At 73.4% G+C, this 2,650-nt stretch carries 1 protein-coding gene; it reads right to left on the bottom strand.

What is annotated here, in order from left to right:
* Positions 1-107: 107 nt before the first annotated feature.
* Positions 108-2,650, bottom strand: a 2,543-nt coding sequence (gene clpB / locus ACTUAL_RS21820; protein ID WP_440901549.1) for an ATP-dependent chaperone ClpB, incomplete at its 5' end; no start/stop codon positions are given.

Raw genomic sequence — 2,650 nt, 5'->3', positions numbered from 1 at the left:
GGGGGGCGGTACCTACGTTCCGTGGGGCGTGTGGTCTTGTCTAAGGGGCTTGGTTCGGGGGGGGGGGGGGGCGGCGGCCCCGCCCCCACCCCCGGACCGGTGACCCGTCAGGCCCTGCCGACGATCAGGCCGGTCGCGTCGTCGAGCACGTCGACCCGGACCGCGTCGCCGTCGCGCACCTCGCCGGAGAGCAGCTCGCGGGCCAGCTGGTCGCCGATGGCGGACTGGACCAGCCTGCGCAGCGGGCGGGCGCCGTAGACCGGGTCGAAGCCGTTGAGCGCCAACCACTCCCTGGCGGCCGGGGTGACCTCCAGGGCGAGCCTGCGCTGCGCGAGCCTGGCCGCCAGCTTGGCGACCTGGATGTCCACGATCGAGGTCAGCTCCTCGGTCGCGAGCGCGCGGAACACCACGACGTCGTCCAGCCGGTTGAGGAACTCGGGCTTGAAGTGGCCGCGCACCACCTGCATGACCGCGTCCTTGCGCCCGCGCTCGTCCAGCGACACGTCCGCGATCGCGTGCGAGCCGAGGTTCGAGGTGAGCACCAGGATGGTGTTGCGGAAGTCGACGGTGCGCCCCTGGCCGTCGGTGAGCCTGCCGTCGTCGAGCACGTGCAGGAGCACGTCGAACACGTCCGGGTGGGCCTTCTCCTCCTCGTCCAGCAGCACCTCCGAGTAGGGCCTGCGGCGGACCGACTCGGTCAGCTGGCCGCCCTGGTCGTAGCCGACGTAGCCGGGGGGCGCGCCGACCAGGCGGGCCACCGAGTGCTTCTCGGAGTACTCGCTCATGTCGATGCGGATCATCGCCCGCTCGTCGTCGAACAGGAACTGCGCCAGCGCCTTGGCCAGCTCGGTCTTGCCGACGCCGGTGGGGCCGAGGAACAGGAACGAGCCGGTGGGGCGGTCGGGGTCGGCCACGCCCGCCCTGGTGCGGCGGACGGCGTCGGAGACAACGCGGACGGCCTCGGCCTGGCCGACCACGCGGCCGGTCAGCTCGTCCTCCATGCGCAGCAGCTTGGTGGTCTCGCCCTCCAGCATCCGACCCGCCGGGATGCCGGTCCACGCGCTGACGACGTCGGCCACGTCGTCCGGGCCGACCTCCTCCTTGAGCATGACGGCGGCCTCCTGGGTGGTGCGGGTGGCCTCCTCCAAGTCCTTCTCCAGCACGGGGATGCGGCCGTAGCGCAGCTCGGAGGCCTTGCCGAGGTCGCCGTCGCGCTCGGCGCGCTCGGACTCGCCGCGCAGCTGCTCCAGCTGCTCCTTGAGCACCCGGACCTTGTCGATGGAGCCCTTCTCGTTCTGCCAGCGGGCGGTCAGCGCGGCCAGCGACTCGCGGCGCTCGGCCAGCTCGGCGCGCAGCGCGGCCAGCCGCTCGCGGGAGGCCTCGTCGGACTCCTTGGCCAGCGCCATCTCCTCGATCTCCAGGCGGCGCACGGCGCGCTCGACCTCGTCGATCTCGACCGGGCGGGAGTCGATCTCCATGCGGAGCCGGGAGGCGGCCTCGTCGACCAGGTCGATGGCCTTGTCGGGCAGGAAGCGGGCGGTGATGTAGCGGTCGGACAGGGTGGAGGCGGCGACCAGGGCGGCGTCGGTGATGCGCACGCCGTGGTGCACCTCGTAGCGCTCCTTGAGGCCGCGCAGGATGCCGATGGTGTCCTCGACCGAGGGCTCGCCGACGAGGACCTGCTGGAAGCGGCGCTCCAGCGCCGGGTCCTTCTCCACGTGCGAGCGGTACTCGTCCAGGGTGGTGGCGCCGACCAGGCGCAGCTCGCCGCGGGCGAGCATGGGCTTGATCATGTTGCCCGCGTCCATCGCGGATTCTCCGGTGGCTCCGGCGCCCACGATGGTGTGCAGCTCGTCGATGAAGGTGATGACCTGGCCCGCCGAGTCGGTGATCTCCTTGAGGACGGCCTTGAGCCGCTCCTCGAACTCGCCCCGGTACTTGGCGCCCGCGACCATCGAGCCGAGGTCGAGGGAGACCACGCGCTTGCCGCGCAGCGACTCGGGCACGTCACCGGCCACGACGCGCTGGGCGAGGCCCTCCACGATCGCGGTCTTGCCGACGCCGGGCTCGCCGATCAGCACCGGGTTGTTCTTGGTGCGCCGGGAGAGCACCTGGACGACTCGGCGGATCTCCGAGTCGCGGCCGATCACCGGGTCCAGCTCGCCCCTGCGGGCGCGGGCGGTGAGGTCGACGCCGTACTTCTCCAGCGCCTTGTAGGTGCCCTCGGGGTCGGGGCTGGTGACGCGGGCGGAGCCGCGCACCTTCTCGAACGCCTCGCGCAGGGCCTCCGGGTTCGCGCCGTGGCGGCGCAGCAGGTCGGCGACCTGGCCGCCGTGCTGGGCGAGCCCGACGAGCAGGTGCTCGGTGGAGACGTACTCGTCGCCCATCTCGGTGGCGAGCTCCTGGGCCCTGGTGAGCACCCGGACGGCGTCGCGGGAGAACTGCGGCGCGGAGACCGAGGAGCCGCTGGCGGCGGGCAGCGACCGGCTGAGCTGCTCCAGCTCCTTGCGGATCACGCCGGGGTCGGCGCCGCCCCCGGACAGCAGGGGCGCGGCCCGGCCCACGCCCGGCGCGAGCAGCGCGCCGAGCAGGAGGACGGGGCCGCCGGCCGGGGGGCCCGCGCTCGTCGCCGCCGGCCCCGCCGCGGACA

Source organism: Actinosynnema sp., from assembly GCF_052038725.1.
The sequence above is the reverse complement of the archived record's forward strand: the minus strand, read 5'-3'. Positions and strand labels throughout refer to the sequence as shown.